Here is a 23,747-nt window from a genome sequence, read left to right on the forward strand (position 1 = left end):
TGTGTCCGTCGTAGGGAGTGCGTGAGATGCCGGTGGCCAGCCGGGAAGCGGCGATGTCCGCCTTGTGGGAGGTCATGCGGACACCGGTCGAGGAGGGCGGCAGGGTCGCCGCCGTCCAGGGGCCGCCGGGAGTCGGGAAGACGTACCTCGTCGAGCGGTTCGCGCGCAAGGCGCGCGCCGAGGGAGCCGTCGTCCGCCAGGCCGCCGGGACACAGACCGGCCAGGACGTCCCGCTGGGGCTGGTCGACCAGCTCTTCGGCGACGACGTACCGGTGAGCGACACCGGCCCCGCACCGGCACACTCCTGTGACTCCTCGGCGTCCCGCCTGTGCGCGCCCTGCCAGTCCCTGGCGACCCGCGCGCAGCCGATGGCCGAACGGTTCCTGCGCTCCGCCGCCGGCGCGGGCCGGGTCGTCCTCGTCGTGGACGACCCGCACCTCGCCGACTCCGCCTCGCTGTGGGTGCTGCGCTCCCTGCTGGACCGGCTCCACAAGCTGCCCGTCCTCCTGGTCGTGTCCGGCGGGTGCCTGTCCCCGACCCGGCAGTACCGGGACTTCCAGTTCGCCGTCGGCAAGCACTCCTCGCTGCTGGTGATCAGCCTGTCGCCCCTCGGGTTCCCCGAAAGCGCCCAGTTCCTCAGGGAGCTGACGGGGATACGGCCCGGCGTGGCTTTCCTGAGGAAGGCCATGGAACTCACCGGGGGCAACGTCCGGCTGCTGGCGGCCATCGGCAGGGAGAGCAAGTCGTTTCCGCACCTCACGGACCAGCTGACGCGCGGGCAGTCGTCCTTCCGGATCTCCCTCTCCGTACGGCTGCTGCTGGGGGGCGGGCTCGTGGACGGACTCGAACGGGTCGCCCGCGCCCTCGCCGTCGTGGACACCGACGGATCGCAGGCCCTGGTCAGCGCCGTGAGCGGAGTGGGGGCCGTCGAGACGAGGAGCGCCCTGGACCTGATGGACGCGATGGGGCTGACGGCCGGGGGCGTCTTCCGGCACCCGGCGATCCGCGCGGCGGTCCTGGAGGACCCCGACTTCACGGACCGTGTGGAGTTCCACCGCTCGGCGGCGCGCCTGATGCACCGGCAGGGCGCCCCGGTCCGCGCCGTGGCGCGCTGCCTGGAGACGGCCGGCGTCGCGGCGCACGCCTGGGAGCGCGGGGTGCTGCGGGAAGCGGCCCGGCACGCCCAGGCCGAGGGGAAGTGGGCCGAGGCGGTGCGCTGCCTGGAACTCGCGTACGACTTCGCCTCCGGCACGGACGAACAGGCTCAGACCCTCATGGAACTGGCCTGCGCGAAATGGCGGGTGGACGTCTCGGCGGCCCTCAGCGACCTGCCGGACCTGGTCGACCACGCCCGGCGGGGGCGGCTGCCGTCCCAGGGCGTCGTCGTGGTCTCCGAGATGCTCGCCTGGGCCGGTCAGCGCGCCGTCGCCCACGAGATCCTGGACCTCCTGAGCGACCGGGACCGTGAGGAGTACGACCGGGCCTGCGGCCTGCTGGAGTTCCCCGCCTGCGATCGGCGGCCGGTGGCACCGCACACCGACGGGCCCTTCCGCCTGTGGTGGGGCGACGCCCACGACGGCCACGATGCCCACGACGGCCACGACGAACGGGCGGAGCGGGCCGACGTGTCCGGCGTGAGCCGGGAGATCATCCGCTCCTACTTCCTGGACGCCGACCAGTCCGCCTGGATCATGGACGTCGGCCGCTTCACGAGCCGGCTCCTGCACCACGTCTGCCTCTTCATGCCGACCACGCCCTGCGACGGCCTCGCCGAGGAGGGCCGCGACACCATGAGCCCCTTCCGGCGCCTGATCCTGCACTGCCTCCAGTCGGTCAACGCGCTGAACGCCAGCCGCCCCGCCGAGGCCGAGGAGGAGGCACGCAGCGCGCTCGCCGACCCCGCCGACTGGGGCATCTACGTCGGCCTCCCGCTCAGCGTCCTGATCATGGCCCAGATCTACCAAGGCAAGTTCGAGGAGGCCAAGGCGACGCTGCGCATCCCCGTGCCCGACAGCCTCTTCACGTCGGAGTTCGGCCGCCTGTACCTGCACATGCGCGGCGTGTACCGGCTGGTGACCGGCATGCTCTCCTCGGCACTGGGCGACTTCCTCGGGTGCGGCGAGATCGAGCGCCGCCTCGGTGTCCCCGCCTCGCCGGTCTGCCCCTGGCAGGCGTGGGCCGCGATGGCCCACTTCCGGCTGGGCCGCAGGGACGAGGCGGTGCGGACCGCCGAGGCCGTGGTCGCCGAGCCCGGTGCCCCCTGGGGGAGGGCGACCGCGCTGCGGGTCCTCGCGCTGGCCCGGCCGATCGACCGCAGGGCCGACCTCCTGCGGGACGTGGTCGGACTCCTGGAGGACACGCCGTACCGGGCGGGCCTCGCGCTGGGCCTCTACGAACTCGGCCGCACCCAGCACGCCCTCGGCAACACGAAGGTGGGACGGGTGCTCGTGCGCCGGGCCTGGAGCATGGCCAGGTACGGTGGGTTCGAACCCCTCTTGCTGGCCCTCAGCGCCCAGGCTCAGGACGATCCAGGAGCGCCCTTCGGCGGCCCCGACCTCGCCGACGACTTCTGGGAGGAGCCCGAGGGAATCCTCGGCGCCGACGGCCTCAGCGCCGCCGAGCGGCGGGTGGCGTGGCTCGCCGGCATCGGCCACAGCAACCGGGAGATGGCCGACCGCCTGTGCGTCACGGTGAGCACGGTCGAGCAGCACCTCACGAAGATCTACCGGAAGCTGGGTCTGAAGCAGCGTGCCGATCTGCTGCTGGCGTTCCCGATCCCGCCGGACGGGATGACTCTTTGACGCCCCTGGTCCGGGCCCGCTCCAGGGCAGCCGCCGCCACCGCCGCGAGCAGCGCCACCGCGCCCCCGAGCCACAGGCTCACCCGCACCCCGTGCCCCGAGATCACCCACCCCGTCAGCAGCGCCCCCACCGGCGTGGACCCCTGCATGATCAGCGTGTACACGGCCAGCACCCGCCCCCGGTAGCCGGGCTCCGCGCCCAGCTGCACCCGGTGGTTGGCGGCCTGCCCGAAGTAGACCGACGCGCACCCGGTCGCCGCCAGCAGCAGCATCCCGGCCAGGAAGCCGGGGGAGAAGCCCGTGACCGTCTCCAGCACCCCGAGGGCCGCCGCCGCCACGACGACCGTACGGCCCGACGGGCGCCCTGTCCGCGTCGCGGTGGCCAGCGCCGCGCACAGGGAACCGAACGAGAACGCCGCCGTGAGCAGCCCGAACGACCGGGCGTCTGTGTTGAAGACATCCTTCGCCAGCAGCGGCAGCGTCAGCTGGAAGTTCAGCGCGAACACGCTCACGACGAGCACCAGCAGCAGCGGCGCCGCCAGATCCGGCCGCTCCCGCACATGCCGCAGCCCGTCCCGGATCCCCCCGCGCCGCCGCGCCACGGGGGCCCGCATCTCGGCCGTACGCATCAGCCGCAGACACAGCAGTACGGCGGTGTAGCTCGCCGCGTTGAACGCCATCACCGGACCGACCCCGAACACGGAGATCACCAGCCCCGCCAGCGCGGGACCCGCGACGCGGGCGAGGTTGAAGTAGGCGGCGCTGAGCGCGGACGCGTTCGGCAGCAGGTCACCGCCGACCAGCTCCCCGACGAACGACATCCGCGTCGGCACCTCCAGCGAGTTGACGACGCCGAGGAAGAGGGCGAACGCGAACACGTGCCACAGCCGTACCGCGCCGAGGGACACCAGCAGCGTCAGGCCGAGCGCCCCGGCGGCCGAAGCGGTGTTGCACACGGTGAGCAGCATGCGTTTGTCGTGCCGGTCGGCGAGTGTCCCGCCGTACAGCGTGAACAGCAGCATCGGGCCGAACTGGGCGGCGGTGACCAGGCCGAGGGCGAGCCCCGAGTCGTCGGTCAGGCCCAGCACCAGCCAGTCCTGTGCGGTGACCATCATCCAGGTGCCGGTCACCGACAGGATCTGGCCGGTCGCGAAGAGCCGGAAGTTCCTGACCTTCAGGGAACGGAACACGCCCCGGCCCGGGCTCACGGCCGCACCGGGACGGGCGCGGTGACGAGGCAGTTCTCCAGGAAGGCCAGGGCCCGCAGGTGGTACGCGCGGGCCGAGCGGCCCAGGCCGATGTTGTGACCGGCCTGGGCCTGCCGGTCGACGGCTATGTGCGCGTCGGCGCCGAACAGGGCCGTCAGCTCGGCCAGCGCCGCCGGGTCGTGCAGCCACAGCGCCTCGTGCTCGGCGAACGTGAACCGCACCGGCGCCCGCACCTCGGGCGCCGTCGCCCGCAGCAGCTCCGGCCAGCGCGCCAGCCCCTCCCGCTCCGCGTGGGGCATGGGCTCGACCACGTCCCGCATCGCGGTGAACGTGCCCGGCGGGTAGAACCGCAGCGGACCCCAGCTCTTCGAGGACCGGCCGCGCTCCATCGCCCGCGCCACCTCGGCGGGGTCCAGCGCGTACGCGTACCCGCAGCCCGAGACGTCCACGCCGAGCAGGTCCGGCGGCGGCTGCTCGGCGGCGGTGACCAGCGCGACCTTGCCGCCGTAGGAGTGCCCCAGCAGGAAGAAGCCGGCGCCCGTCGGGTGCCGGGCGGCGAAGTCGGCCAGGGCCGCCGTGATCAGCGGCGCCTGGTCCCGGGGGCCCAGACCGTCCGGCAGCCGGGCGGCGGAGGCCCGGTAGCCGGGGCGGTCCAGGGCGAGGACCGTGAACCCCAGGGCGCAGCCGTAGGACAGCAGGGACAGCGAGGGGTCGGCCGGGGCGGCGAAATAGTCGGCGTTCATTCCGCCGCCGTGCAGCGCCACGACGACAGCGCGCGGCGGACCGGCGGGCTCGCTCAGCAGCGCGGACAGCCCGACACCCGAGGCGTCGAGCGTGATCCGGCGTATGCCTGCGGCCGGCTGCGGTAAGGGCATCGGGTTCTCCTCGTACGTCACACCGTCACGGGCTGCGCCGGATCAGCTCGGAGACCACTTTCCGGGTCTCCTCCGAAGGCAAGGGCTGGGACAGGGCGGGCTGGGACAGGAGGATCGCCTCCTGGAGCTCCCGCAGTTGCGGCGAGGGCTCGATACCTACCTGGTCCATCAGCGCGGAGTAGAAACCCCGGTAGCTCTGGAGCGAGTCGGCGACCTGGCCCGACCGGTACAGCGCCAGCATCCGCTGGTACTGGAGCTTCTCGTTGAGCGGATGCAGCGCGGCCAGCGAGTTCAGGTCGGGCAGGAGCTGATGGTCGCAGCCCTGGCCCAGACACGCGTCCACCCGCAGGACCTGCGCGGCCAGCCGCGCCTCCTCCAGCTTCATGGCGTAGCTGTCCAGCAGGGAACCGCGGTGGACGTCGACCAGGGCGGAACCGCGCCACAGACTCAGTGCCTCGGTGAGTAAGGCGACGGCCTCGCCGTAGTGGCCGGCCTGCATCTTCCGGTGGCCGTTGTCGACGGCCGCGTTGAAGTCCTCGAAGTCCTTGGTCGTCGACTCCGGGGTCTGGAGCACATAGCCCCCCGGGTGGGTGACGATCGAACTGACCGGCTGATTGCGCTCGACGGCCTCCTGCTCCGCTTTCTTCAGGATCTTCCGGATCTGGAGGATGTAGGTCTGGAGCGTCGTGGAAAGACTGCGTGGCGGTGTGTCGCCCCACATCTCGTCGGTGAAATCGGAGACGGTCACCACGGCGTTGGAGCGGATGGCCAGCAGGGCGATGATCTGCCGGAGTTTCGGTGCGGAGGGAACCACTGAATTCCCTCCCACGGCGAATTCGAGCGACCCCAGTATCTTCACTTCCACCATGGTCCACGTCCTTTTTCTGTCGAACTACGGAAAGGATGTGACGATGATCTTAAGTGGGGCCCGGTGGGCTACCAACCCCTATGGTGGTCACGGTGAACGAATCTCCGGACGCTGCGTCATCGCGCATCCGGGGCTGGATAGGGGGGTGGGTAGGGGGTGCCTGATTCCCGGGCGCCCCGCGACGAGCACGCCGCCGCGGGGCAATTCCGGTCAGGCTTTGCGTTCGGCATATTCCTTCGCGTATCCGAGGGTGGCGAGACTGTTCGCGCTCAGGGCGCCGCGGACGAACTTCCGCGCGTCCTCGATCCCGGCGCTCTCGCCCAGTACCTGACGGACGGTCCCCGGATTCAGCACCACGGTGTGCCGCGAGGTCACCGCCACCCCGCCGGACTCCTCGGCCAGGCTCCACCGGCCGGTGTGCACGGTCATCAGCGCGGGCACCCGGGTCTGCTTGTAGACGATCCGGGAGGCCGGGAAGCACACCCGCACCGACTGCGTCGTGTGCTTGGAGCCGTCCTTCGTCAGCGTGTCCATGGTCAGCAGCTGAAGGCCGGGCTCGCTCTCGCGCAGCTCCACCCGGTCGACGTGCGGCAGGCGCTCGTGCCAGCGGTCGGCCGCGTTCAGGAAGTCGTACACGTCCCGCGCCGAGCCGTCGACGTGCACGGTGTCGTCGAAGGTCAGCAGCAACTCGCCCGCGCCGCTCGCCCGTTCGGCGCCGTCGCGCAGGGCCGCGAGCTCCGAGCGGCTGTTGCGGTCGACCGCCTCGTCGATCCAGGCCAGCCCCTGCGGGGAGTCGTCGAGCGCGCGGTAGTCGTGCAGCAGACGGACCCGGCAGGCGTCGTCCGCCAGTGGCTCGATCACCCAGGCACCTCCCATCGACGCGACCGGAGGCGCGGACACCTCCTGGCGGAAACCGATCCGCAGGCCCTGCGGATCCAGCTCCCTGCGCGAGGTCCAGGTCTTCACCTCGCCGCGGGCCGTCGCCCAGATCCGTATCCGCTCGCTGCTCTGCGTGTACTCCAGCCGTTCCACATGGATTGTGGGCGGGAAGACTTGAGGCCAGCTCGTGACGGACTCGACCAGCCCGTACACCGTGGCCGCCGGAGCCTTCACCGTGATCTCGTGCTCGACCTCACGCGGTGCCGACGCGCTCATCCGGTCCCTCTCCCTTCCTGTGCGGGATTTCCGCACGGCCTTTCCGTTCGGTATTTCTGTACGGCGTTTCAGAAATTGCCCAGGCCGCCGCAGACGTTGATGGCCTGGGCCGTGATCGAGGCGGCCGTGTCCGAGGTCAGGTAGGTGACCAGGCCCGCCACCTCCTCGGGGGTCGAGTAGCGGCCCAGCGGGATCTTCGCCTGGAACTTCTCCAGGACCGTGCCCTCCGAGGTGTCCCAGGCCTGCGCGTACCCCTGCCGCACCCGCTCCGCCATCGGCGTCTCCACGTACCCCGGGCACACCGCGTTGACGGTGATCCCGGTCGGCGCCAGCTCGTTGCCGAGCGCCTTCGTGAAGCCCACGACGCCGTGCTTGGAGGCGGAGTAGGGGGCGCCCAGGACGACGCCCTGCTTGCCCGCAGTGGACGCGATGTTGACCACCCGGCCCCGGGCCCGTCCCCGCATCCCGCCGGTGGTCAGCACCTCGCGGGTCATCCGGAACACGCTGGTCAGGTTGGTGTCCAGGACATCCGCCCACAGCTCGTCGGGGATTTCCGCGGTCACTCCGCCGCCGCTGCGCCCGGCGTTGTTCACGAGCGTGTCGATCGCGCCGTACCGCTCGACGGCGGCGGCCACGACGGCGCGTACGTCGTCGCCGGACCGTACGTCGCACGCCCTCCCGTCGACGTCGAGGCCCTCGTCGCGCAGGGTCTTGACCGTCGCCGCCACCGAGTCCTCGGTGCGGGCGCAGAAGTAGACGCGGTAGCCCTCGCGGGCCAGGCTCCGGGTCACCGCGAGGCCGATGCCGCTGGTCGCGCCGGTGACGAGGGCGGTGCGTGCGTCCCTGTCGGACATGGTGTGCTCCCCTTCCGTTCAGGACAGATGGGCGACGGACAGATGGTTGTTGACGATGTCGACGAGAGCGCGCGGAGTGCCGGCCTCGCCGAGGACCTCCTCGTCGAGGGCGACGCCGAACTCGCGCTCGATGCGGGTGCAGGTCTCCAGGACCGCCAGCGAGTCGTAGCCCAGCTCCTGGAAGCCGAGGTCGACGGTCGCCGCCGCCACCCCGGGGCCCTCCGGCTCACCGGCTCCGTCGAGGAGGATGCGCTTCAGGTCGTCGATGCTGAACACCTTCTTGGTCATGCCGCTGTCTCCTTCTCCTTGTGTGTGTCTTCCGGAAAGCCGGACGCGCGTCAGATGCGCGCCGATGTCATACCGCCGTCCACCACGAACTCCGCGCCGGTCACGTTGGGCACCAGATCCGAGGCGAGCAGCAGCGCGAGCGCGGCGACCTCCCCCTGTTCCGTGACCCGCCCGGTGGGGATCCCGGCCAGCTTCGGGACCTCCTTGATGACCTCGGCCAGCGGAATGCCCAGATCCTTCGCGAGCCGCTCACCCGCGCCACCCGGAGACGTCCAGAGGCTGGTGTTCACGACACCGGGAGCGATGGTGTTGACCCGCAGACCGCGGCCGGCGAACTGCCGTGCCACCGCGGCGGTGAAGTTGAGGGCGGCGCTCTTCGCGGCGCTGTACGGCATGTGCGCGGGGTCGGGCGTGCGCGCGGCGACGGAGCTGATGTGGATGACGCTGCCCCGGCGCTCCAGCAGGCTGGGCAGCGCCGCCCGCGTCATCCGCATCGTGCTCAGGAAACTCACCTTGAGCGCGTCGTACCAGAACGTGTCGTCCATCTCGGGGAAGGGCCGGTCCGGGGTGGAGCCGTCGCCCCCGAGGTTGTTGACCAGCACATCGATGCCACCGAGCTGCTCCAGCGCGTGGTCGGCCAGACGCTGGGGCCCTTCGGGAGTCGACAGGTCCACCGCCAGGGCCAGCAGGCCGGGGCGGGTCGGCTCGGGCAGGGGACTGCGGGCTCCGCACACGACCCGGGCCCCCTCGTCGGCCAGGGCGCGCGCGATGGCGAGGCCGATACCCCGGCTGCCACCGGTGACGACGGCCGTCTTTCCGGCCAGGTTCAGATCCATACGGCGATGACTCCTCGGACAGTGGTCGGCTCCCCCGTCGTCCGGCGGGGCAGGTTTCACGGGATGAGCAGGACGCGACCGAGGTGCCCGCGCTCCTCGATCAGCTGGTGCGCCTTCGCCGCCTCGGTGAGCGGCAGCGTGGTGCCGAGCGACACCCGCAGCTCGCCGGCGGCGAGCAGCCCGGCGAGCCGGCCGAGTCCGGCGCGCACCTCGTCGGGCCGGTGCCGCCACCACGCCCACAGGCTCGACCCGGTCACGTACTGGAGGCCGATCAGCTCCATCGGGGAGACCGACGGCACCTCGCCGCTGGCCGCGCCGTAGAACACGAGGCGGCCGAAGGGGGCGAGCAGGCCGATGCCCTGGCGCAGGACGTCCCCGCCGACGCTGTCGACGATCGCGTCGACCCCGCGCCCGCCCGTCGCCTCGCGGACCTGGTCGGCCCAGTCGGGCGCCGAGTAGTCGACGGCGACGTCGGCGCCGTACGCGCGGGCGAAGTCGAGCTTGTGGGCCGAGCCCGCCGTACCGATGACCGTGCCCGCGCCGAGGAGCCTGGCGATCTGGAGGGCCAGGTGTCCGATGGAGCCGGACGCGGCGTGCACGAGGACCGTGTCGCCGGGTTCGACGCGCGCGGTCTTGAGGGTGCACAGCGCGGTCTGCGCGGGGGAGGCCAGCACGCTCGCCTCGGCGAGGCCGAGGTCCGCCGGGATCGGCATGAGGAACGTGGCGTCGTGGACGGCGTAGTCGGCGTACGCCTCGCCCGCGACCGGGGCTGCCACGCGGTCGCCGACCTCGACGGTGGTCACCTCGGCCCCGGCGGCGACGACCGTGCCGACGACGTCGCCGTGCGGGGCGTTGGGCAGCGGGGTGGGGAAGGGCGCGGTGCCCTGCCGGCGCTGGGTCTCGACGAAGTTGACGCCGATCGCCTCGGCCTCGATGAGTACCTCGGCCGGGCCCGGCTCGGGGATCGGGGCCTCCTCGACGGACAGGACCTCGGGGCCGCCGTAGGAGTGGTAGCGGATGACACGCACGGGGGTTGCCTCTCTGTCAGTGCCGGTCTGTCAGTGCCGGTCTGTTCAGTGCCGGGGGGTCAGCTCGAAGGCCTCGGCGAGCAGCCGGTACGAGCGCAGCCGGTCGTGCTGGTCGTGGATCATCGACACGACGCCCAGCTCCTCCGCGCCGGTGGCGTCGGCCATCTTGGTGAGCTGGTCACGGACCCGGTCGGGGGAGCCGACCACGTAGCGCGGCCACTCGAAGGACTCCTCGGCCAGCGGGTCGGGCCCCGGCCGGTCCATCTCCGCGACGGACAGGTCCGCCGGCGGCAGCAGCCGTACGTCGCCCTGCGACATCCGGCGGTGGAACAGCCGGTGCGTCGCGTACACCCGCTCCGCCTCGGCGTCGGTCTCCGCGCAGCACACCACCACCGACAGGATCGGCGCGGGCGCGGCGGCGTCGGGGCCCGGCACGAACGCGGTCCGGTAGGCGTCCAGCGCCTCCCGGGTGAACGCCGGTGCGATGAAGTGCGCGTACGCGTACGGCAGTCCGAGCCGGGCCGCCGCCTCGGCGCTGGACACGCTCGCCCCCAGCAGCCACAGGTCCGGGCCGCCCGGCATCGCGGGGGAGACCGGGAACGGGCGCTCGCCGGCCGGGTCCAGGTAGCCGCGCAGCTCGGCGAGGCGCCGCCACAGGTCGTCCGAGGACGGCTCCTGGGAGGCGCCGTCGTCGCGCAGCGCCGCGAACACCGGCGGCCTGACCCGGTTGGCGCGGCCGATGCCCAGGTCGATCCGGCCGGGGTACAGGGCGTGCAGGGTGCGGAACACCTCGGCGACCTTCAGCGGGCTGTACAGGGACAGCAGCACCCCGCCGGAGCCGACGCGGATGCCGGAGGTCTCCGCCGCGATCCGGGCGACGAGGATCTCCGGGGCGGGGACCGCGGTGAAGATCTCGGCGTGGTGCTCGGCGACCCAGAAGCGTTCGTAGCCCAGGCGGTCCGCGAGGCGGGCCAGTTCGATGCTGTGCCGCAGCGAGTCGGCCGGGGTGAGTCCTTCCACCACGGGGGCCTGCTCGACCACCGACAGTTTCACGGTGTGCTCCTCTCGTTGTGTGTGGTGCTCAGGCCAGGCAGCGCAGGGGACGGCCGCCGTTGAAGTCGGTCATCTCGCGGAACACCGGACCTGAGGGGAGGTACTCGCCCGGCCGCGCGCCGCGTTCCTCCGCGTACGCCCGGTGCAGGTTGGCGACCAGCCGCTCCGGGTCGACGAGGTCGGCGTACTCGCCGAGCGCGCTCTCGCGGGCCGTGGTCAGCGGGTCGAGGCCGGCCGCGATCCCCTCCTTCGCCAGCCGGCGCACCCACAGCAGGTAGCGCTCGGTGGCGTCGAAGACCTCGGGGCCGCACACCGGACCGTGTCCGCAGACGACGGTCTCGGCGCCGAGGGCGCGCAGCCGGGCCACCGCCCGCAGGCTGCCCTCCAGCGACCCCATCAGGCAGAACGGAGTGCAGCCGGACATCAGGACGTCCCCGGCGAACAGGCACCCGCGCTCCGGCAGCCAGACGGCGACGTCGTTGGTCGAGTGCGCGGGACCGACGTACAGCAGCTCGGCCCGCTCGTCGCCCAGGTGCAGGGTGAGCCGGTCGGAGAACGTGAGGTCCGGCAGGCGCAGGGCGAGGCGGCCCCAGTCGACGTCCGGCCACACCTGGCACAGGGAGAGCGCCTTGTCGGCCATCTCGGTGCGCGCGAGATCGTGGGAGACGACCGTCGTGCCGGGCGGGAACAGGGAGTTGCCGAAGGTGTGGTCGCCGTGGTGATGGGTGTTCACCAGGAACCCCGGCGGCCGGCCGGCGACCCGCTCGACGGCGGCGTACAGCGCGCGGGCCCTGCGCTCGGTGGCGGCCGTGTCGACGACGCAGGCCCGGTCGGCGCCCACGACGATCCCCGCGTTGTTCAGGCACCAGCCGCCGTCGGGCTGCACGAACGCGAAGACGCGGTCGGCGACCTCCGTCAGCCGTCCTGTCACGTGGTCAGGTCCGCCGCGGAGACGACCTCGTAGATCTTCGGCGCGCCCTGCGTCAGGGTACGGACGTGGGCCGCCCGGGTCCGCACGTCGGGCTGGGCGATCGCGGTCTCCAGCACCTCGACGTCGTCCCACTCGGCGTAGATCAGGTAGCTCTCCGGGTTCTTCACGGAGCGGACCAGGCGGAAGCAGCGGAAGCCCGGCTGGCGGCGCATGAAGGCGCCGGCCTCGGTGATGGTCTCCTCCAGGTCCTTGGCGGCCCCGGCGTCCTGCGGGTCCTTGAGCGTGAGCGTGTTCGCGAAGATGGCGGTCATGTCGTCCGTCCTCAAATAGCGGTCCGTGGGTTGAGCGATGCGCTGGAAAAAGAATGGAATCCCGCTCCTCGGTGCACGGTCGGCGCGCACTCGGAAGCCGCTCGGAGGGTTTTTCTCAATTCTCTCTCAGGGGATCTCCGAGGTGCTTCCGAGTGATCACCGAGACCGCCGACCATAAAGTTCGATGTATTCGATTCGATTCCCCTTCACCGGGAGGCCCGAAAATGGTCGTACTGCTCAGCGAGTTCCGGACGGAATCGGAATCCGGTGGATTCCGGGACGTCTTCGCGCAGACCGCTGAATTCTTCCGCGCCCAGCCCGGATATCTGCGGCATCAGCTGGTGACCGCGCTCGACGACCCGCTGACCCAGCTCTCCGTCAGCTACTGGGAGAACGACGAGGCGGTCCGGCAGATGGCCGCCAAGGCCGAGTTCCAGGACGTGATCGGCAAGCTCGGCGGGGCGGCCCGGCACATCGGCGACACCAGCACCACCGTCCTGTCGGTCAAGCACTCCACGCGGACGGCGCACCGTGCCGGCTGACACCCAGGCGCCCCCGGTCCACCGCGCCGAGCACGACGTCACCGTCCAGGCACCCGCCGACACCGTCTTCGGCATCCTCAGCAACTTCGCCCAGTGGCCCCGCTTCTTCCCCGGCACCGTCCACATCGAGCCGCTCGGCACCGACGGCGACGAGCTGCGCATCCAGGTCTGGCGCGCCCCGGAAGGGCCCGCCGGCGGGACCAGGACCTGGGTGTCACGGGTCGCCCTGGACGCGCGGCGCCGCACGATGACGTTCCGCCAGGAGAAGTCCCCGGCGCCGCTCGCCGCGATGAGCGGCACCTGGCGCGTCGAACCCCTCGGCACGGACCGCACCCGGATCGTCCTCACCCACGCCTACCAGCTCCTCGACGAGTCCGACCGGCTCGCGGTGGACGCGCTGATCGACCGCAACAGCGACCTCGAACTCGGCCACCTGCGCGACGCCGCCGAGCACGACCACCGCACTGGACCCCTCACGGTCACGGCCGAGAGCGCCACCGAACTCCCGCTGAGCGCCGAGGAGTTGTACGAGCTCCTGGACGCAGCCGTGCCGGACGCCACGACCGTCCGGGTCGGCGTCCTGGGCCGCCGCGTCGCCGAACGGCACTTCACCGCCGACCCCGCGCTGACCCTCGACGCCTCGGTCCTCGACCTCACCCCCACCGCGGCCGGCGTCCGGCTCACCGTCCGCCGCCGCGCGGTCCTCGCCCCCGGCGAGGGCGCCACGATCACCGCCCTGCGGGCCACCACCCGTGCCCGGCTCCAGAAGGAGGCCACCATGACCGTCCAGCAGCTCACCGACAAGGCCGGCAGTGCCACCGACCTGCTCCTGTACACCGAGGTCGTCCGGTTCTACGCCCGCCAGGCCCACCTCCTCGACTCCGGCCAGGCCGAACGCTGGGCCGACACCTTCACCGAGGACGGCGAGTTCGTGCAGAACGCCCGCCCCGAGCCCTGGATCGGCCGCGCCCAGATCCGCGAGCGGATGCGCACCGGCCTCGACCGCATCGCCGGCGAGGGCCTCCAGCGCCGGCACTGGCTCGGCATGGTCGACCTCGTGTCGTACGACGAGGAGACCGTCACCACCCACTACTACGCGGCCATCTACTCCACCGTCGAGAACGGCTCGCCCCAGGTCTACCTGAGCACCGCCGTCGACGACGTCCTCGTGCGCACCCCCGAGGGCCTCAAGGTCCGCCACCGCCTGGTCTCCCACGACAACGTCCGCTGACCCCACCGAACCCCACCTGGAGCCCCCATGATCGTCATGATCAACCGGTTCACCCTGCGCCCCGGCACCACCGCCGAGCGGTTCGAGGCCCTCTTCGACAAGGTGTCCGACCTCGCGCTCGACCACCCCGGCTACCTCGACCACACCTTCGTCCGCGACCAGGACGACCCCACCCGCTACCTCAACGTGGCCCGCTGGGAGAGCGTCGAGGAGTACCGGGAGTTCATGAAGATGGACGCCCACACCGCCTTCTACCCCGAGATCCTCGCCCTCACCGAGGTCAGCCCCGCCCTGTACGAGCTCCAGCTGGAATTCGACGCGTCGGCGGCCTGAACCGCCGGGAAGGCAGCACCCCCATGGAATTCGGCATCGTGTTCTTCCCGACCGTCGGCGGTTCGGGCGGCGAACCCACCGCCACCCAGTACTACGACGACGGCCTCTACCTCGCGCAGCTCGCCGAGCAACTCGGCTACCACCAGGTCAAGCTGGTCGAGCACTACTTCTTCGACTACGGCGGCTACAGCCCCGACCCGATCACGTTCCTCGCGGCGGTCGCTGCCCGCACCAGCCGGCTGCGGGTCGCCACCGGCGCCGTCATCCCCGCCTTCACCCACCCCGTCAAGCTGGCCGGCCAGCTCGCCATGCTCGACAACATCTCCGGCGGACGGCTCGACGTCGGCTTCGGACGGGCCTTCCTGCCCGACGAGTTCGCCGCGTTCGGCATCCCCCTCGACGAGAGCCGTGCCCGCTTCGAGGAGGGCGTCGAGGCCTGCGTACGGCTGTGGACCGAGGACGACCTGAGCTGGGAGGGCTCCTTCCACAAGTTCGGGCCCCTCACCATGCTCCCCAAGCCCGCCCAGCAGCCCCACCCGCCGGTCTTCGTCGCCAGCACCGGCAGCCTCGACTCCTGCCGCGCCGCCGGGGAACAGGGCCACCACCTCCAGCTCATCGCCGCGGTCGCCACCCGCGAGAAGGTCCAGGAGGCCCTGGCCGTCTACCGGGGCGCCCGCGCCGCCGCCGGGTACGCCCCCGGCACCGAGCGCATCGACCTCACCTTCCCCTGCTTCGTCGACGAGGACCGCGAGGCCGCCTACCGCCTCGGCGAGCACGTGGAACGGAAGCTGAGCGAGAAGATGGGCGCCGCCGTCAGCGCCTGGGCCACCGTCAGGAGCGACCAGTACCCCGGCTACGACCGGATGGCCGCCGCGGCGCTCGGCGGCGGCGCCGCCTTCGACGAGCGCGTCAAGCAGAACAAGATCCTCGCCGGCACCCCCGACGACGTACGCGCCCAGCTCGCCGAGATCGCCGACTGGTACGGCGACGGCATCTCCGTCGGCCTGTCCGTCCACTCCGGGCAGGTACCCCGCGCCACCGTCGAGCACGGCCTCAGGCTCTTCGCCGAGCACGTCGCGCCCGCCTTCACGGACGTCCGGTGAGCACCGTGCGCGTCCTGGTCACCGGCGCCGGCGGCACCCTCGCCCGGCACGTCGCCCACGCCCTGACGGCACGCGGCGTCGAGGTGCGGGCGGGCAGCCGCACCCCGGCCGCCGTCAAGGGCCTGCCGGACGGCACCGAGGTGCTGCCCCTCGACCTCACGGAGCCGGACACCTTCGCGCCCGCGCTGGACGGCGTCGACGGCGTCTTCCTGTACTGCGAACCCCGGGGGATCGAGGCGTTCACCCGGGCGGCCGTCGCCGCCGGGGTGGGCCGGCTCACCGTGCTGTCCTCGGCGTCCGTCGTCGCCGGGGACCCGCCCGGGGGACCCATCGCCGCGTACCACGCCCGCGTCGAGGAGACGGTCGCCGCCTGCGGACTGCCGTGGACCTTCGTCCGGGCGGGCACGCTGGCCACCGGCACCCTGGCCTGGGCCTCCCACCTGCGCACCGGGGTGGTCCGCGCCCCCTACGGCGACTCCGCGACGGCGCCCGTGCACGAGGCCGACGTCGCGGCGGTCGCGGTCGCCGCCCTCACCGACGCCGCTCACGCCGGGCGGGCGTACGTCGTCACCGGGCCCGAGTCCCTCACCCGGCGCCGGCAGGCCGAGATCCTCGGGGCGGCCGTGGGACGCGGCGTGCGGTACGAGGACGTGCCGCCCGAGACCGCGCGCGAGGAGCTGCGGGCCGCCATGCCGGCGGACTTCGCGGACACCGTGCTCGCCTATCTCGCCGCCGGGGTGGGGCACCCCGCCCCCGTCGAGGACACGGTCGCCCGTGTCACCGGCAGGCCCGCGCGGACCTTCGCACAGTGGGCCGCCGACCACGCGGCCGACTTCCGCTGACCTCTCTTCGACGCCGACCTCTCCTCGACACCGACCTCTCTTCGACACCGTACGAAGGATGCGACATGCACGTGACACAACTCAGGAGCGCCGGATGAGCCGCCGCGCGGTGATCACCGGCATCGGGGTGGTGGCCCCGCAGGGCATCGGCACCAAGTCCTTCTGGCAGCTGATCTCCGAAGGGCGCACCGCCACCCGCACCATCTCGCTGTTCGACGCCTCGGCGTTCCGCTCCCGGATCGCCGCCGAGTGCGACTTCGACGCCGCCGCCCACGGACTCACCCCCCAGCAGACCCGGCGCATGGACCGCGCCGCCCAGTTCGCGCTGGTCGCCGCCCGCGAGGCGGTCGCCGGGAGCGGCCTGGAGAGCGACCGGCTCGACCCGCACCGCACCGGCGTGACCGTCGGCACCGCCGTCGGCTGCACCATGAGCCTCGACACCGAGTACCGGGTCGTCAGCGACGGCGGCGAGCGGTGGGCCGTCGACCACACCTACGCCGTCCCCCACCTCTACGACTACATGGTCCCCAGCTCCATCTCCGCCGAGGTCGCCTGGGACGTCGGCGCGCAGGGCCCGGTGACCGTCGTCTCCACCGGCTGCACCTCCGGCCTGGACTCCGTCGGGCACGCCGTCTCCCTGATCCGCGAGGGCGCCGCCGACGTGATGATCGCCGGCTCCACCGAGGCGCCGATCTCCCCCATCACCGTCGCCTGCTTCGACGCGATCAAGGCGACCTCGCCCCGCAACGACGACCCCGAGCACGCCTCCCGCCCCTTCGACCGCAGCCGCAACGGCTTCGTCCTCGGCGAGGGCTGCGCCTTCTTCGTCATCGAGTCCCTGGACCACGCCCTGGCGCGCGGCGCGCACATCCACGCCGAGATCACCGGCTTCGCCTCCCGCTGCAACGCGTACCACATGACCGGGCTGCGCCCCGACGGCAAGGAGATGGCCGAGGCGATCCGGCTCGCCCTCGACGAGGCGCGCACCGACCCGACCGCCGTCGACTACATCAACGCGCACGGCTCCGGCACCAAGCAGAACGACCGCCACGAGACCGCCGCGTTCAAACGGGCCCTCGGCGCGCACGCCCACGCGACCCCGGTCAGCTCCATCAAGTCGATGATCGGCCACTCGCTGGGCGCCATCGGCTCCCTGGAGATCGCCGCCTCCGTCCTCGCCATCGAGAACGGCCTGGTCCCGCCGACGGCCAACCTCCACGAACCCGACCCCGAGTGCGACCTCGACTACACCCCGCTCACCGCCCGCGAACGCCGCATCGACACGGTCCTCACGGTCGGCAGCGGCTTCGGCGGGTTCCAGAGCGCGATGGTCCTGGCCCGGCCGAAGGAGGCAGCGTGAGTACGAGGATGTCTGCACGGTTCGCAGGCGGCGGGAGGGGTACGGCGACGCCGACCCGGCCCGGAGGAGCCCGCACGCCGGCCCGGCTCGGGGAGGTGGCATGAGCACCGCACCCCTTGCCGCCGCAGCCGTCACCGGGACCGTCCCGGGAGCCCGGTCCACCACCGCCGTCGTCACCGGCCTCGGCATCGCCGCCCCCAACGGCCTCGGCCGGGAGGCATGGTGGCGAGCCAGTCTCGACGGCGTCTCCGGGATCGCCCCCGTCCAGCGGTTCGACCCGGCCACGTACCCCGCCCACCTCGCCGGAGAGGTACCGGACTTCGACGCCGCCGAGCGCATCCCGAGCCGCCTCCTGCCGCAGACCGACCACATGACCCGGCTCGCCCTGGTCGCCGCCGAGGAGGCCCTCGCCGACAGCGGCGTCGACCCGGCCGAACTGCCCGAGTACGCGGCCGGCGTGATCACCGCCAGCTCCGCCGGAGGCTTCGAGTTCGGCCAGCGCGAACTCGCCGCCCTGTGGCGCGACGGCGGCTCGCACGTCAGCGCGTACCAGTCGTTCGCCTGGTTCTACGCCGTCAACACCGGCCAGATCTCCATCCGGCACGGCCTGCGCGGACCCAGCGGCGTCGTCGTCTCCGAACAGGCGGGCGGCATCGACGCCGTCGCCCAGGCCCGCCGCCAACTGCGCTCCGGCGTCACCCTGCTGGTCTCCGGCGGCGTCGACGGCTCCCTGTGCCCCTGGGGCTGGACCGGCCAGCTCGCCACCCGCCGGATCAGCGCACGCAGCGACCTCCGCCGCGCCTACCTCCCCTTCGACCGGGACGCCTGCGGCTACGTCCCCGGCGAGGGCGGCGCCCTGCTGATCCTGGAGGACGCCGACGCCGCCCGCGCCCGGGGCGCCCGGCCCTACGGCACGGTCGCCGGATACGCGGCCACCTTCGACCCCCGGCCCGGCACCGGCGGCGAACCGGGCCTGCGCCGCGCCGCCGAACAGGCCCTCGCCGACGCGGGCCTGAGCGCCGGTGCCGTCGACGTCGTCTTCGCCGACGCGGCCGGCGTCCCCGACCTCGACCGCGCCGAGGCCGAGGCCCTGCGCGCGCTGTTCGGGCCGTACGGCGTCCCGGTCACCGCCCCGAAGACCATGACGGGACGCCTGTACGCGGGCGGCGGCGCCCTCGACCTCGCCTGGGCGTTCATGGCCCTGCGCGAGGGCGTGATCCCCCCGACCGTGCACACCGCCGACGTCCCCGCCCACTACCAGCTCGACCTGGTCGTCGCGAGGCCGCGCCGCACCCGGCTGCGGACCGCGCTCGTCCTGGCCCGCGGCTACGGCGGGTTCAACGCGGCGATGGTGCTGCGCGCGGCGGAGGCGTGACGCGATGCCCGAGCCGGTCACCCTGCACCGCGACACCCCGGACACCGTACGGCGGCTGACGGCCTGGTTCGCCGCCCGCCTGCCCGGCGCCACCGGCCTCACCGTGTCCGGCCTGGACACCCCGGCCGGCGCCGGCTTCACCAACGAGACCCTGACGCTCGACCTGACCTGGCGGGACCCGCCGGGCACCCGCTCGGTCGTCCTGCGGATCGCGCCCACCCGCCACCAGGTGCACCCCGACAGCCGGTTCGCCGCCCAGGTACGCCTCCAGCGCATCCTCGCCGACGCCACCGACCTGCCCGTACCGCCCGTCCTGTGGCACGAGGAGGACCCCTCGGTCCTCGGCGCCCCGTTCATGATCATGGAACGGGCGTACGGCGAGGTCCCCGCCGACGTCCCCTCGTACCACCGCTCCGGCTGGGTCGCCGACCTCGCCCCGGCCGGGCGTGCCGCCCTCTGGGACGCCGGGCTCGGCATCCTGGCCCGGCTGCACGCCCTCGACCCCGGCCGGCTCGGCCTCGGCTTCCTCACGGACGGCGACCCGCGCCCGTACCTCCACCGCCAACTTGACCACTACGAACGCCACTTCACCTTCTACGCCCCGCACGAACCGCCCGTGGCGCGCCGCGCCCTGGCCTGGCTGCGTGCCAACCTGCCGCCCGAGCCGGGACCCGTACGGCCGCTGTGGGGGGACGCCCGGCTCGGCAACCTCCTCTTCCAGGGGCTCACGCCCTCCGCCGTACTCGACTGGGACCTGGCCGACCTCGGCCCGCCCGAGAGCGACGTCGCCTGGTTCCTCCACCTCGACCGGCACCTCAGCGAGGGCATCGGCGTACCCCGGCTGGCCGGGCTGCCGGACCGGGCGGCGACCGTACGCCGCTACGAGCGGCTCACCGGCACCCGGCTGCTCCACCTGGAGTACCACGAGGTGTTCGCGGCGCTGCGCTTCTGCCTCATCACCGCCCGGGTGACCGGACTGCTCGGCGGCGGCATCCCGCTGCACGACAACGCGACCCGGCTGCTGGAGCGCGTGCTCGCGTCCTGACCCGAACCGCACCGAAGGAGGGCACCATGCCCGTCCGCACCACGGACCCGATCGACGCCACCGTCTTCCGGGACGCCTTCGCCGCCCTGCCCGCACCGGTCGCGGTGATCACCACCACCGACGACCGGGGCATCCCCAAGGGGCTCACCAGCACCGCCGTGAGCGCCGTGTCGATGGACCCGCCGCTGCTGCTGGTCTGCGTCGACAAGTCCTCCCGCACCCTGCCCGCGCTCCTCGGCTCGGCCGGCTTCGTCGTCAACTTCCTCGCCGAGGAGGCCGAACACGTCTCCCGGCAGTTCGCCTCGAAGACCGCCGACAAGTTCGCGGGAGTCACCCACCGCCCCTCGGCGCGGGCCGGGCACGCGCCCGTCCTGCACGCCGACTCCGTCGCCCACCTGGAGTGCGCCACCGAGTCCCGGATCGAGGCCGGGGACCACTGGATCCTCCTCGGCCGGGTCCTGGGCGGCGAGGCCCACGACCGGGGCGCCCTGCTCTACCACCGCCGCTCGTACCTGAAGCTTCTTCCCGAGAGGACCGCGTCGTGAAATTCGGCATCAATCTCTTCCCCACCGTCGGCCCCGACGACAAGAGCGCGGTCCGCTACTTCGAGGAGGCCCTCGCCCTCGCGGAGCGCGCCGAACAGCTCGGCTACCACCACGTGAAGACCGTCGAGCACTACTTCTCCGCGTACGGCGGCTACAGCCCCGACCCGGTCACCTTCCTCGCCGCTGCCGCCGCCCGCACCGAGCGCGTCCGGCTCATCACCGGCGCCGTCCTGCCCGCGTTCAGCCACCCCGTCAAGCTGGCCGGCAAGCTCGCCATGCTGGACCACCTCTCCCACGGCCGCCTCGACGTCGGCTTCGGCCGGGGCTTCCTGCCGGAGGAGTTCTGGGCGTACGAGGTCCCGATGGACGAGAGCAAGGCACGCTTCGCCGAAGGGGTACGGGCGTGTCAGCAGCTGTGGACCGAGGGGGAGACCACCTTCGAGGGCCGCTTCCACTCCTTCGGCCCGGTCACCCTGCTGCCGCGTCCCTTCCAGTCCCCGCACCCCCGGGTCCTGGTCGCCACCGCCATCACCCCCGAGTCCGGCGAGGCCGCCGGCCGGGACGGGTACGGCGTGATGATGGTCCCGTCCATCAACAAGCAGGAAAAGCTCCAGGAGATGCTCGCCCGCTACCGCGACACCCGCACCGAGGCCGGTCTCGCCTCGACCGACGAGGACGTCCACTTCAGCTACAACTGCTACCTCGCCGAGGACCGGGACAAGGCGCACCGCCTCGGACAGCTCTACTCCGAGCGCAACCACCAGGTGATGGCCGCGGCGGTCGCCTCCTGGTCGCACACGCGCAGCGCCGACTACGCCGGGTACGAGCGGATCGTGGCCCGGGTCAACAGCAGCGACTTCGGCAAGCAACTGAGGGACAACAAGGTCCTCGTGGGCGACCCGCAGGAGGTCGCCGACCGCGTGGACCTCATCCGCGAGCTGTACGGGGAGGCCACCATCAGCCTCCAGATCGTCTCCGGGAACATGCCGTTCGAGGAGTCCGTCCGAACCCTCGAACTCTTCGCCGAACACGTCCTGCCCCGCTTCTCATGAGGGCCCTCGGCATGGGCGACCTCGTCCAGTGGGGGCTCGTCCAGGGCCTCGTCCAGCGCGGGCTGATGTACGAGCCCTTGCCGCAGTACGGACACGGATTCGGATACGACGACGAAGGGGAGGGCGACGTGCCCACCACGAGGCTGGCCGGCCGCAGGGCCGTGGTCACCGGCGGCACCAAAGGGCTCGGCAGGGCCATCACCCAGGCGTTCCTGCGCGAGGGCTGCGACGTCGTCGCGGCGGCCCGCAGCGCCGACCACGCGGAGTGGGAGCTGGCCTTCGGGCCCGGCAAGTACCACTTCCACCCCGTCGACGTGCAGGACCGGGCCTCCGTCGACACGCTCATGGCGTACGCCGACACCCAGCTCGGCGGCATCGACATCGTCGTCGCCAACGCGGGCGTCAGCCGGCCCGGCCCCGCCGCGACCCTTCCGGAGGACGCCTGGGACGAGGTCATCGGCACGAACCTCACGGGCGTCTTCCGCTGCGTCCAGTCGGCCGTCCCCTACCTGGTGCACAGCGACCACGCCCGCGTCATCACCATGTCCTCGGCCCTCGCCGGCCAGGTCACCCCCGGCGCGTCGGTCTACAGCTCCTCCAAGGCCGCCGTCGAGGCCTTCACCCGCGTCTGCGCCGCCGAACTCGCGCCCCGGGGCATCACCGTCAACTGCCTCTCCCCGGGGCTCATCGACGCCGGCATGGGCAGCCTCCTGCCGAGCAACGAGAAGATCTGGCCGCACTACGAGGCGAAGCTCGCGATGGGGCGGATGGGCAGGCCGGAGGAGGTGGCGGACGCGGCGGTGTTCCTGGCGGGGGCGGAGAGCCGGTACGTGAACGGGCATGTGCTGGAGGTGAGCGGGGGGCTGCGGTGGTGAAGGGGGCTCCTCGCCGGCCGGCAGGGGTGTCCCTGCCGGTCATCCCTTTGTCAACGTCCCTGTGCGCAGCCGCAGTTCTCGGTAGGCTCCCTCGGCGTGGTGGAGAAGATCCGTCTCGCGGACGTCGAGCACGTACCGCCGGACGACCTGGTGTCCCTGATCAGCGACCGGTTCGACAACCTGGTCACCGTCGCGGTGGCGGAGGCCGTCAGCGGGTACGTCCCGCAGCGCACCCGCCGCCTGCTGCGCGGGCCGGAGTGGCGGCAGGACTGGCAGGACGCGCTGCTGTGCGCAGACGGGGAACTCCAGGTCGCGACGGAACGGATGCGCTACACCGGCGACCCGAGACTGGGCACGACCGAACGCCGACTGCGCCGGGTGCGGGTGCGCCGCAACGAGGCGAGCGTGCTGGTGAAGCAGTTGCGCCGGCACGACTTCCACAACAGCGTCGAGCGCAGGACGGGCACCGACTCCCGCCTCACCGCGCAGGGTTGGCTGCGGGTCGCGTTCCCGCAGGAGTACGCCGCTCTCCTCACCGGGGAGCGGGCGCGGCTGAACGTCGCCGAGGCCGCCGGGGAACCCTCGTTCCGCGACGTCCACGAGCAGATCGCGTACGCCTGCGCCCACGGCTGGCTCACCGCGCCCCGCACCCCCGAGGTCGAGGGGCTGCTGGCCGCCGCCGACACCGTCGTACGCGACACGGCGGCCGAGGACGCCAAGGACCAGGAGGGGCGCAACACCGCGCTGCGGCATCCGCTGGTGCTCGGGCGGTGGGAGAACGCGCTGCGCGAACTGGGCCGGACGACGGCGGTGCGGGCCCGCGCCGAGACGCCGCACGCGCTCGGCGTCCTGCCGGACGACTTCTACACGCTGCCGGGCCCGGAGGCGACCGGCGTCCTCAACGCCCGCCGCTTCCTCGCCGCCGTCCAGCAACGGCGCCTGGAGTACAAGCGGTACGTCCGTCAGCTCACCCAGGTGCTGCGCGAGCGGGCCCGCGAGAACCCGTACGTCCTGGCGGCGGCCGAGGCGAAGGCGGGCGCCTCCGCGCTCCTCGTCGAGCGATACCCCGGGGAGTACGCCTACGTCCTCGGCGCGCTGCGCCCCTTCGAGGAGCGGGACGGCGTCCTGCCCGAGGAGCTGGTCTCCAGCCCCCGGCGGGCCGAGCTGAAGCGGGAGGTCTTGACGGCGCTGGCGGACGGGAGTTGGGCGTCGGAGGGGTGAACTTCGATGGTCAACT

At 72.5% G+C, this 23,747-nt stretch carries 24 protein-coding genes; 13 read left to right on the plus strand and 11 right to left on the minus strand.

The features are described 5' to 3' along the window. The first annotated feature begins 26 nt into the window (after window positions 1-26). Window positions 27-2,801, plus strand: coding sequence for a helix-turn-helix transcriptional regulator (locus J8M50_RS20555; RefSeq protein WP_010353769.1), 2,775 nt, complete (start codon window positions 27-29; stop codon window positions 2,799-2,801). Here J8M50_RS20555 and J8M50_RS20560 read toward each other — a convergent pair. From J8M50_RS20560 to J8M50_RS20610, 11 genes are all read right to left on the minus strand, one after another. Continuing rightward, window positions 2,713-3,990 carry an MFS transporter gene (locus tag J8M50_RS20560; protein WP_010353768.1) on the minus strand — a complete coding sequence of 426 codons (1,278 nt, stop codon included), beginning with the start codon at window positions 3,988-3,990 and terminating at the stop codon, window positions 2,713-2,715. The genes J8M50_RS20555 and J8M50_RS20560 overlap by 89 nt on opposite strands. A gap of 14 nt (window positions 3,991-4,004) precedes the next feature. Further along, a complete protein-coding gene (locus J8M50_RS20565) occupies window positions 4,005-4,883 on the minus strand; it encodes an alpha/beta hydrolase (RefSeq protein WP_010353767.1) in 879 nt (292 codons plus the stop codon). A 25-nt stretch (window positions 4,884-4,908) separates the two neighbouring features. Further along, on the minus strand, window positions 4,909-5,751 hold the full coding sequence (locus J8M50_RS20570) for an AfsR/SARP family transcriptional regulator (protein ID WP_010353766.1): 843 nt from the start codon (window positions 5,749-5,751) through the stop codon (window positions 4,909-4,911). Between the two features lie 210 nt (window positions 5,752-5,961). After that, window positions 5,962-6,906 (minus strand): aromatase/cyclase, encoded by a 945-nt coding sequence (locus J8M50_RS20575; protein ID WP_010353765.1) that lies wholly within the window; start codon window positions 6,904-6,906, stop codon window positions 5,962-5,964. A gap of 68 nt (window positions 6,907-6,974) precedes the next feature. Then, a complete protein-coding gene (locus J8M50_RS20580) occupies window positions 6,975-7,760 on the minus strand; it encodes an SDR family NAD(P)-dependent oxidoreductase (protein WP_010353763.1) in 786 nt (261 codons plus the stop codon). An 18-nt stretch (window positions 7,761-7,778) separates the two neighbouring features. Further along, window positions 7,779-8,048 carry an acyl carrier protein gene (locus J8M50_RS20585; RefSeq protein WP_010353762.1) on the minus strand — a complete coding sequence of 90 codons (270 nt, stop codon included), beginning with the start codon at window positions 8,046-8,048 and terminating at the stop codon, window positions 7,779-7,781. A 50-nt stretch (window positions 8,049-8,098) separates the two neighbouring features. After that, window positions 8,099-8,884, minus strand: coding sequence for an SDR family NAD(P)-dependent oxidoreductase (locus J8M50_RS20590; protein WP_010353761.1), 786 nt, complete (start codon window positions 8,882-8,884; stop codon window positions 8,099-8,101). 56 nt (window positions 8,885-8,940) lie between these two features. Further along, window positions 8,941-9,912, minus strand: a complete 972-nt coding sequence (locus tag J8M50_RS20595) for a quinone oxidoreductase family protein (RefSeq protein ID WP_010353760.1) — start codon at window positions 9,910-9,912, stop codon at window positions 8,941-8,943. A 45-nt stretch (window positions 9,913-9,957) separates the two neighbouring features. After that, a complete protein-coding gene (locus J8M50_RS20600) occupies window positions 9,958-10,965 on the minus strand; it encodes an MsnO8 family LLM class oxidoreductase (RefSeq protein ID WP_010353759.1) in 1,008 nt (335 codons plus the stop codon). A 28-nt stretch (window positions 10,966-10,993) separates the two neighbouring features. Beyond that, on the minus strand, window positions 10,994-11,896 hold the full coding sequence (locus tag J8M50_RS20605; RefSeq protein ID WP_010353758.1) for an MBL fold metallo-hydrolase: 903 nt from the start codon (window positions 11,894-11,896) through the stop codon (window positions 10,994-10,996). Beyond that, complete coding sequence (locus J8M50_RS20610) at window positions 11,893-12,207, minus strand: antibiotic biosynthesis monooxygenase family protein (RefSeq protein WP_010353757.1); 315 nt, start codon at window positions 12,205-12,207, stop codon at window positions 11,893-11,895. The genes J8M50_RS20605 and J8M50_RS20610 overlap by 4 nt, the downstream gene beginning before the upstream one ends. 224 nt (window positions 12,208-12,431) lie before the next feature. On the opposite strand from J8M50_RS20610, the gene J8M50_RS20615 reads away from it, so the two are divergent. The 12 genes from J8M50_RS20615 (at window position 12,432) to J8M50_RS20670 (ending at window position 23,731) form a co-directional block, all read left to right on the plus strand. After that, window positions 12,432-12,749, plus strand: a complete 318-nt coding sequence (locus tag J8M50_RS20615; RefSeq protein ID WP_010353756.1) for an antibiotic biosynthesis monooxygenase family protein — start codon at window positions 12,432-12,434, stop codon at window positions 12,747-12,749. Further along, window positions 12,739-13,980 (plus strand): nuclear transport factor 2 family protein, encoded by a 1,242-nt coding sequence (locus J8M50_RS49715; RefSeq protein ID WP_010353755.1) that lies wholly within the window; start codon window positions 12,739-12,741, stop codon window positions 13,978-13,980. The genes J8M50_RS20615 and J8M50_RS49715 overlap by 11 nt, the downstream gene beginning before the upstream one ends. A 27-nt stretch (window positions 13,981-14,007) precedes the next feature. Next, entirely contained in the window at window positions 14,008-14,313 is a 306-nt protein-coding gene (locus J8M50_RS20625) for an antibiotic biosynthesis monooxygenase family protein (RefSeq protein WP_010353754.1), read from the plus strand. A 23-nt stretch (window positions 14,314-14,336) separates the two neighbouring features. After that, on the plus strand, window positions 14,337-15,416 hold the full coding sequence (locus J8M50_RS20630; protein WP_010353753.1) for an LLM class flavin-dependent oxidoreductase: 1,080 nt from the start codon (window positions 14,337-14,339) through the stop codon (window positions 15,414-15,416). Further along, entirely contained in the window at window positions 15,413-16,258 is an 846-nt protein-coding gene (locus tag J8M50_RS20635) for an NAD(P)H-binding protein (RefSeq protein WP_010353752.1), read from the plus strand. Before J8M50_RS20630 ends, J8M50_RS20635 begins: the two co-directional genes overlap by 4 nt. Window positions 16,259-16,352: 94 nt before the next feature. Next, on the plus strand, window positions 16,353-17,618 hold the full coding sequence (locus tag J8M50_RS20640) for a beta-ketoacyl-[acyl-carrier-protein] synthase family protein (protein WP_010353751.1): 1,266 nt from the start codon (window positions 16,353-16,355) through the stop codon (window positions 17,616-17,618). A gap of 100 nt (window positions 17,619-17,718) precedes the next feature. Then, window positions 17,719-18,993, plus strand: a complete 1,275-nt coding sequence (locus J8M50_RS20645; RefSeq protein ID WP_010353750.1) for a ketosynthase chain-length factor — start codon at window positions 17,719-17,721, stop codon at window positions 18,991-18,993. A 4-nt stretch (window positions 18,994-18,997) separates the two neighbouring features. Further along, the gene (locus J8M50_RS20650) at window positions 18,998-20,038 is read left to right on the plus strand and encodes a phosphotransferase family protein (RefSeq protein ID WP_010353749.1); all 1,041 of its coding nucleotides are present in this window, start codon (window positions 18,998-19,000) and stop codon (window positions 20,036-20,038) included. A gap of 26 nt (window positions 20,039-20,064) precedes the next feature. Beyond that, entirely contained in the window at window positions 20,065-20,583 is a 519-nt protein-coding gene (locus tag J8M50_RS20655; RefSeq protein WP_010353748.1) for a flavin reductase family protein, read from the plus strand. Continuing rightward, on the plus strand, window positions 20,580-21,635 hold the full coding sequence (locus J8M50_RS20660) for an LLM class flavin-dependent oxidoreductase (RefSeq protein ID WP_010353747.1): 1,056 nt from the start codon (window positions 20,580-20,582) through the stop codon (window positions 21,633-21,635). The genes J8M50_RS20655 and J8M50_RS20660 overlap by 4 nt, the downstream gene beginning before the upstream one ends. Window positions 21,636-21,646: 11 nt before the next feature. Continuing rightward, the gene (locus J8M50_RS20665; protein WP_010353746.1) at window positions 21,647-22,510 is read left to right on the plus strand and encodes an SDR family NAD(P)-dependent oxidoreductase; all 864 of its coding nucleotides are present in this window, start codon (window positions 21,647-21,649) and stop codon (window positions 22,508-22,510) included. 96 nt (window positions 22,511-22,606) lie between these two features. After that, window positions 22,607-23,731 carry a hypothetical protein gene (locus tag J8M50_RS20670; protein ID WP_010353745.1) on the plus strand — a complete coding sequence of 375 codons (1,125 nt, stop codon included), beginning with the start codon at window positions 22,607-22,609 and terminating at the stop codon, window positions 23,729-23,731. Window positions 23,732-23,747: the final 16 nt, after the last annotated feature.

Origin of the sequence: Streptomyces acidiscabies (assembly GCF_020010905.1) — a bacterium.
Classification (GTDB): Bacteria; Actinomycetota; Actinomycetes; order Streptomycetales; family Streptomycetaceae; genus Streptomyces; species Streptomyces acidiscabies.

What these genes read in the sequence shown, in the direction of transcription:
- J8M50_RS20555 (WP_010353769.1), top strand. Translation starts at nt 27, where the DNA reads ATGCCGGTGGCCAGCCGGGAAGCGGCGATGTCCGCCTTGTGGGAGGTC.
- J8M50_RS20565 (WP_010353767.1), bottom strand. Translation starts at nt 4,883, where the DNA reads ATGCCCTTACCGCAGCCGGCCGCAGGCATACGCCGGATCACGCTCGAC.
- J8M50_RS20570 (WP_010353766.1), bottom strand. Translation starts at nt 5,751, where the DNA reads ATGGTGGAAGTGAAGATACTGGGGTCGCTCGAATTCGCCGTGGGAGGG.
- J8M50_RS20575 (WP_010353765.1), bottom strand. Translation starts at nt 6,906, where the DNA reads ATGAGCGCGTCGGCACCGCGTGAGGTCGAGCACGAGATCACGGTGAAG.
- J8M50_RS20580 (WP_010353763.1), bottom strand. Translation starts at nt 7,760, where the DNA reads ATGTCCGACAGGGACGCACGCACCGCCCTCGTCACCGGCGCGACCAGC.
- J8M50_RS20585 (WP_010353762.1), bottom strand. Translation starts at nt 8,048, where the DNA reads ATGACCAAGAAGGTGTTCAGCATCGACGACCTGAAGCGCATCCTCCTC.
- J8M50_RS20590 (WP_010353761.1), bottom strand. Translation starts at nt 8,884, where the DNA reads ATGGATCTGAACCTGGCCGGAAAGACGGCCGTCGTCACCGGTGGCAGC.
- J8M50_RS20610 (WP_010353757.1), bottom strand. Translation starts at nt 12,207, where the DNA reads ATGACCGCCATCTTCGCGAACACGCTCACGCTCAAGGACCCGCAGGAC.
- J8M50_RS20615 (WP_010353756.1), top strand. Translation starts at nt 12,432, where the DNA reads ATGGTCGTACTGCTCAGCGAGTTCCGGACGGAATCGGAATCCGGTGGA.
- J8M50_RS20625 (WP_010353754.1), top strand. Translation starts at nt 14,008, where the DNA reads ATGATCGTCATGATCAACCGGTTCACCCTGCGCCCCGGCACCACCGCC.
- J8M50_RS20630 (WP_010353753.1), top strand. Translation starts at nt 14,337, where the DNA reads ATGGAATTCGGCATCGTGTTCTTCCCGACCGTCGGCGGTTCGGGCGGC.
- J8M50_RS20640 (WP_010353751.1), top strand. Translation starts at nt 16,353, where the DNA reads ATGAGCCGCCGCGCGGTGATCACCGGCATCGGGGTGGTGGCCCCGCAG.
- J8M50_RS20645 (WP_010353750.1), top strand. Translation starts at nt 17,719, where the DNA reads ATGAGCACCGCACCCCTTGCCGCCGCAGCCGTCACCGGGACCGTCCCG.
- J8M50_RS20650 (WP_010353749.1), top strand. Translation starts at nt 18,998, where the DNA reads ATGCCCGAGCCGGTCACCCTGCACCGCGACACCCCGGACACCGTACGG.
- J8M50_RS20655 (WP_010353748.1), top strand. Translation starts at nt 20,065, where the DNA reads ATGCCCGTCCGCACCACGGACCCGATCGACGCCACCGTCTTCCGGGAC.
- J8M50_RS20665 (WP_010353746.1), top strand. Translation starts at nt 21,647, where the DNA reads ATGGGCGACCTCGTCCAGTGGGGGCTCGTCCAGGGCCTCGTCCAGCGC.